2 protein-coding genes are annotated in these 1966 nt (G+C 71.8%); both read left to right on the top strand.

Annotated elements, in window-relative coordinates; translation table 11 throughout:
* Positions 1–888 (top strand): TerD family protein (locus tag FNH04_RS45455; RefSeq protein WP_194237048.1); only part of this gene is annotated, 888 nt, incomplete at its 5' end.
* Positions 889–984: 96 nt separating this feature from the next.
* Complete coding sequence (locus FNH04_RS45450; protein ID WP_322725730.1) at positions 985–1950, top strand: D-2-hydroxyacid dehydrogenase family protein; 966 nt, start codon at positions 985–987, stop codon at positions 1948–1950.
* The last annotated feature ends 16 nt before the right edge of the window (positions 1951–1966 follow it).

The raw sequence follows: 1966 nt of genomic DNA, 5'->3' as shown, positions 1-1966 counted from the left end.
GCCCCTGCCCCCACAGCAACCCCTGTTCCCGAGCCCGAGCCCTCCGCCAGGCCCCTGGCCAAGCGGCGCGTGCTCGTGCTCGGCGGGACTCACCCCGACGCCGCGGCCGCCCGCACCCGTATCGTCGAGCTCGGTGGAGCCGCCGCGATCAACCTGTCCGCCAGCGTCACCGATGTCGTCCTGCTCACCGGCGGCGACACCGACCGCCGTATGCGCCGGATCACCTCCCTGGCCATCCCCACCTACGACGCCGCCTGGCTCGACACACCCGTCATCGCGCCGCTGCCGCACCCCGCCGACCACCGCGGTGCCACACACGTGCTGCCGCGCGGCGGCGTCACCTACCTGCCGAGCCAGAACGACCCGGACAGTTCGAACCACCCGAGCCGCGCCGACGGGCAGACCGCGACGGCCCACTGGACCGTCACCGCCTCGTGGGCCCAGCAGACGGCATGCGAGATCGACGTGGTGGCCTTCGTGGTCGACGAGGACGAACAGGTCTCCTTCGACGAGGACTTCGTCTTCTACGGTGCTCCGGAGAACCCGGGCGGAACCGTACGGCTCCTCAGTGACGGGCCGACCGAGCAGACGATCAGTATCGACCTCGCCACACTGCCGCCCTCGGCCCGCAAGGTCGTCGTCGCGGCCGCCATCGACGGCACACCCACGTTCGGCGATGTCGGCGCCGTCCAGATCAGTTCGGGCCCCGGCACCAGTGCGGCACCGCTCGTGCAGGCCACGCTCGACGCGGCGACCACCGAACGCACCATGCTCCTCGCGGAGATCTACCGCCGCGGCCCGCTCTGGCGCCTGCGCGCCGTCGGCCAGGGCTACGACCACGGCCTCGGCACGCTCGCGCGCGGCTACGGCGTCGACATCGCCGACTGACGGACGCTCCCTCCCTCACGTCATGAGGGGACGCACCTCCCGGTACCCTCGACCCACCTCAAGCCACCGCCGAGCCACCACCGGGAAGGGGATGACGTGCGACTTCGCTGTGCCGTACTGGACGACTTCCAGGGGGTGGCCACCGACTTCGGCGACTGGTCGGCGATCGCGGACGACGTCGAGGTCGTGAGCCTCCGCGACCACCCCGCCGACGAGGACGAACTGGCCGCCGCCATCGCCGACTTCGACATCGTCGTCACATTGCGCGAGCGCGTCCCCTTCCCCGGCTCCCTCTTCTCCCGCCTGCCCCGGCTGAGGCTGCTGATCGCCTCCGGGATGCGCAACTCGGTGATCGACTACGCGGCGGCGAGGGCGCACGGCGTCACCGTGTGCGGGACCGCCAGTTCCTCGACCCCGCCGGTCGAACTGACCTGGGCCCTGCTGCTCGGCCTGGCCCGCGGCATCGTCGAGGAGAGCACCTCCCTGCGCGACGGCGGTCCCTGGCAGAACACGGTCGGCGCGGACCTGCACGGCCGCCGGCTCGGACTGCTCGGCCTGGGAAAGATCGGCAGCCGTGTCGCACAGGTCGGCCTGGCCTTCGGGATGCACGTCAGCGCCTGGAGCCAGAACCTCACCAAGGAGCGTACGGACGAGGTGGGTGTCGACCTCGCCCCCTCCAAGGAGGAGCTGCTCGCCGGCAGCGACTTCGTCTCCGTGCACCTCGCCCTCAGCGACCGCACCCGGGGACTGATCGGCCCCGCCGAACTCGCCCTCCTCCAGCCGACCGCCTACCTGATCAACACCTCCCGGTCCGCGATCGTCGACCAGGACGCCTTGCTCGCCGCGCTCCACGCGGGCCGGATCGCGGGCGCCGGTGTGGACGTCTTCGAGGTCGAACCGCTCCCCGCCGGCCACCCCATGCGCTCGGCCCCGCGTCTGCTCGCCACTCCGCACCTCGGCTATGTGTCCCGGGCCAACTACGCGACGTACTTCGGCCAGGCGGTCGAGGACATCCAGGCCTACCTGGCCGGTTCGCCCGTACGGCTTCTCTCACCTCCGTGAGGTGCCCCCCGAGGCC

Source organism: Streptomyces phyllanthi, from assembly GCF_009377205.1.
GTDB classification, from domain to species: domain Bacteria; phylum Actinomycetota; class Actinomycetes; order Streptomycetales; family Streptomycetaceae; genus Streptomyces; species Streptomyces phyllanthi.
The sequence above is the reverse complement of the archived record's forward strand: the minus strand, read 5'-3'. Positions and strand labels throughout refer to the sequence as shown.